This window comes from Clostridia bacterium (assembly GCA_026414765.1).
Classification (GTDB): Bacteria; Bacillota; Clostridia; order Acetivibrionales; family DSM-27016; genus SKW86.
On sequence record JAOAIJ010000048.1, the window covers coordinates 1 to 3,120 of the forward strand.

At 35.2% G+C, this 3,120-nt stretch carries 5 protein-coding genes; all 5 read left to right on the forward strand.

Annotated features, from left to right (window positions below):
* Positions 1–370: 370 nt before the first annotated feature.
* The 5 genes from N3I35_18660 (at position 371) to N3I35_18680 (ending at position 2,880) form a co-directional block, all read left to right on the forward strand.
* Complete coding sequence (locus N3I35_18660) at positions 371–910, forward strand: hypothetical protein (GenBank protein ID MCX8132107.1); 540 nt, start codon at positions 371–373, stop codon at positions 908–910.
* Between the two features lie 114 nt (positions 911–1,024).
* Positions 1,025–1,882 carry a DnaD domain protein gene (locus tag N3I35_18665; GenBank protein ID MCX8132108.1) on the forward strand — a complete coding sequence of 286 codons (858 nt, stop codon included), beginning with the start codon at positions 1,025–1,027 and terminating at the stop codon, positions 1,880–1,882.
* Entirely contained in the window at positions 1,882–2,466 is a 585-nt protein-coding gene (locus tag N3I35_18670) for a hypothetical protein (protein ID MCX8132109.1), read from the forward strand. The genes N3I35_18665 and N3I35_18670 overlap by 1 nt, the downstream gene beginning before the upstream one ends.
* A gap of 96 nt (positions 2,467–2,562) precedes the next feature.
* The gene (locus N3I35_18675; protein MCX8132110.1) at positions 2,563–2,703 is read left to right on the forward strand and encodes a hypothetical protein; all 141 of its coding nucleotides are present in this window, start codon (positions 2,563–2,565) and stop codon (positions 2,701–2,703) included.
* A 12-nt stretch (positions 2,704–2,715) separates the two neighbouring features.
* Positions 2,716–2,880 (forward strand): hypothetical protein, encoded by a 165-nt coding sequence (locus tag N3I35_18680; GenBank protein MCX8132111.1) that lies wholly within the window; start codon positions 2,716–2,718, stop codon positions 2,878–2,880.
* The last annotated feature ends 240 nt before the right edge of the window (positions 2,881–3,120 follow it).

Consider the following 3,120-nt stretch of genomic DNA (forward strand, 5'->3'; position numbering starts at 1 on the left):
CAAATAGAATTGGTTGTAATATTGATAAAAAGCAACATGACATAGATTACAAGTGTCTATGTTATGAAGGGGACTATGTTTTCGATTTATCTACAGGATTGCCTATATTGCGGAAAGATGTTAATTCGTAATATTTAGAAAGGATGAAACACATGTATGACTTATCAGTAGTATTTTACTTAACCATAATAGGTTTACTGTTTATAACGGCTTGTGGGCTTGCTAGACCAATTTTAGATAATTACCTTAAAAGTAACGGCTGGAAGTATAAGGACAAGCCTACATGCCAAATATAGCGTCCAGAGATGGTACAGATAGAAGGATATACACATAAAGGTGAGATTAAGTTGAGAAAGGTGAAGGATATAGCATGAAAATACTTAAAGAGCATTTAGAAACACTATGGTATGAGGATGAAAAAGGTAATAAAATTCCTTGTGCCGAAAATGAATATTGCCCAAATGGAGCAGTATTCCAGGTTTCAAGATTTCCACACCAGTTGACAACAAATCATTTAAAACTTATAAGCCAAGATGAGGTAAATAAGTGCAATCATCCACACAAATACGTTGTTCCTACTTATGGATGGGTTGACGGAATTGTTGGAAGAGAATGTAAAGCGTGTTACGGAACGCAGGTAAAGAAAAAGTGGCATTTATGGCCGAGGGAATGGAAAGGGTACGGAAGCCGAAATTTCTTTTCTGTAAATCAAGGATGGAACGAGGAATTGGCACTGGCACTTGTTAACAGTAAAGAATATACACTAAGTGAAGCAATAATAATAGCTGCTACATCATGCGAGAGGTGCATGAATGCATTGGCACATAAGTATGGACTAAATTGGGGTTATGAAGAATACAGCGAAGAATGGCAAAAGTGCGGAACAAGTTGTATATTCTGCATAGATTAGAGGGGCTTATGGTTAAGCCCTTCTAATAAAATCACTATAACCAGGCCAAAGGTATATTGTGCATTATTATTATTATACGCGTATAAATCAAAATGTATACATGAGGTGAAATAAATGGCAAACCCACAACCAACAGATGCACACGGAATAATAACCCACGAAATACAAGAAAATATTTTAATAAGGGATTTTTCCAAGCAACAACTAAAAATCATTTACTTGATTATTAGGCTTAGTTGGGGTTGTGGAAACAAGGCATGGCAGTATGAGAACTACAAAGATTTTGAAGTTGTTGGGTTATTCAAAAGCGATGTATCAAAACAATTGACATTTCTAAAAAATAACAAAGTAATTGAATGGATCGAAAAATACAATCTTTTAATTTTTAACAAGGACTATGAACAATGGCTTATCCCGCTGAAATCTGATTCCAAAACAATAAAGAATTTAGTACATAAGTGTTTGAAAAACACTAACGAAGTTAGTAATTTACTTACGGTGTTAGAAAAAAACACTAACGAAGTTAGTAAAAAATCCGAACAGTTCGTAACAGATAATCCTACAGACATAACGGTTTCAGGTGTGCCTAAAGAAAGTATTAAAGAAAGTATTATAGTAAGTAGTAGCTGTAGCCCGTATTCCTATTATGAACAAAATATTTCGCCTTTGGTAATGAAGTCAAGGGAAACAATAACCTCATGGCTCGAAATGGATAAAATGCCATCTGAACTAATATGTAGGGCTATTGATATAGCTGTAAGAAAAAATAAACGTGAACTTGGATACATAGACGGAATAATTAGGAAATGGACTCAGCAAGGAATATTTACACTTGCACAAGCAGATGCAAAGCAAATGGAGTGGGATAGAATAAAATCAAATATTAAGCCATTAAAGCCACACAAACCAGAACTTACAGAGGAGGAAGAGGCAGCTGAATTAATGGAACGATTAAGAAAGAGGGCGAAATAATGGAAGGTTTGGAAGCTGTAAGGATATTGAAAAGATTGGAATCACTTTGGATAAAATGTCCTTTTGAAGAAAGACCAGGGCAGAAAGAAGAATATGCACAGTTTTTACTAAAGTATGATTATAAAACAATGGATAAAGCGATAGATATATCTGCTACACAGGCAAAGTTTTTCCCCACACTAGCAGAATTAACAGAAGCATATATTTCAGCTCAAGAGCAAATAAGATCAAATCGAGAAAGTCAATCAGAACAGCAAATGTGTTACGTGTGTATGAATAAAGGTTTTATTAGTCACAAGATAAATGTTTATGAAATGGCAGACGGACGGAAAGCACCATTGGAATACATTCTGTACTGTACAGAGTGTGAGAAGGGCGAGACATTTAAGTATGACGGGCGAAACTGTAAAGATCATAAAACTAACTACATAACTGAGCCTGTGAATAAATATTTTGATATTGAATCTCTTAAGGCTAAAAACATATTTGATTATAACAACAAGCCACACGAACCTGTACCAATGCCGGTATACGTTAAGCAGGCACTAAGAGAAGCAACAAGAAAAATGTGGGTGGCTAGTTGATTGGATTAATAAAACAATGTGAGGAATGCCTAGGTTGTAACCGGCTTGAAAATTTAAAATTCACAGGGGATAACAAATGTACAAAGGGGATAAAAGATGAAACCACAAAAAGCATTCGACAGCAAGACAAAAGGTCTGATAAAAATGTTACACAAGAAAGGTTGGACATATAAAAAGCTTGCTGAAAAGTTCTACTGTCACGAAGGTACCATAAAAAGATATTGCAGGGAGTACTAAGGAGGGGTCAAAATGCAAAGGAAACTAAGCAAAGAAGAATTTTGCAACCTGGCAAACAGGAACGAAGAATTAAAGCAGCTAAAGAGGGCTATTAGAGAAAGACAAGAGAAAACCGACTTTATAGGATTTGCTGAGCATAGGACAACAAGAGTATACAAAGCATCTGGAATATGGTAAGGAGGAATATGTATGGAACAGTTACAAGAAATACAAAGAATATGTAATGCAGTATTGCAAGGATATGCGGAACTAAGGAAGAGGTATAAGTGGATAATGTGAATAAAGTATGCATTAATCAAAATTAAATTTTAAACGTCATAGGTAAGCTTTTAAAGGCGCGCCGCCTCTCTGACGAGAGAGGACTTATGACTATGAAAACAAACAAAAAGACTGAATACAAAAGTAAAGTATATACCG

Bases quoted from the DNA above. Each gene is read 5' to 3' on its own strand.
- N3I35_18680 (MCX8132111.1), top strand. From the start codon at position 2,716: ATGCAAAGGAAACTAAGCAAAGAAGAATTTTGCAACCTGGCAAACAGG.
- N3I35_18675 (MCX8132110.1), top strand. From the start codon at position 2,563: ATGAAACCACAAAAAGCATTCGACAGCAAGACAAAAGGTCTGATAAAA.
- N3I35_18670 (MCX8132109.1), top strand. From the start codon at position 1,882: ATGGAAGGTTTGGAAGCTGTAAGGATATTGAAAAGATTGGAATCACTT.
- N3I35_18665 (MCX8132108.1), top strand. From the start codon at position 1,025: ATGGCAAACCCACAACCAACAGATGCACACGGAATAATAACCCACGAA.
- N3I35_18660 (MCX8132107.1), top strand. From the start codon at position 371: ATGAAAATACTTAAAGAGCATTTAGAAACACTATGGTATGAGGATGAA.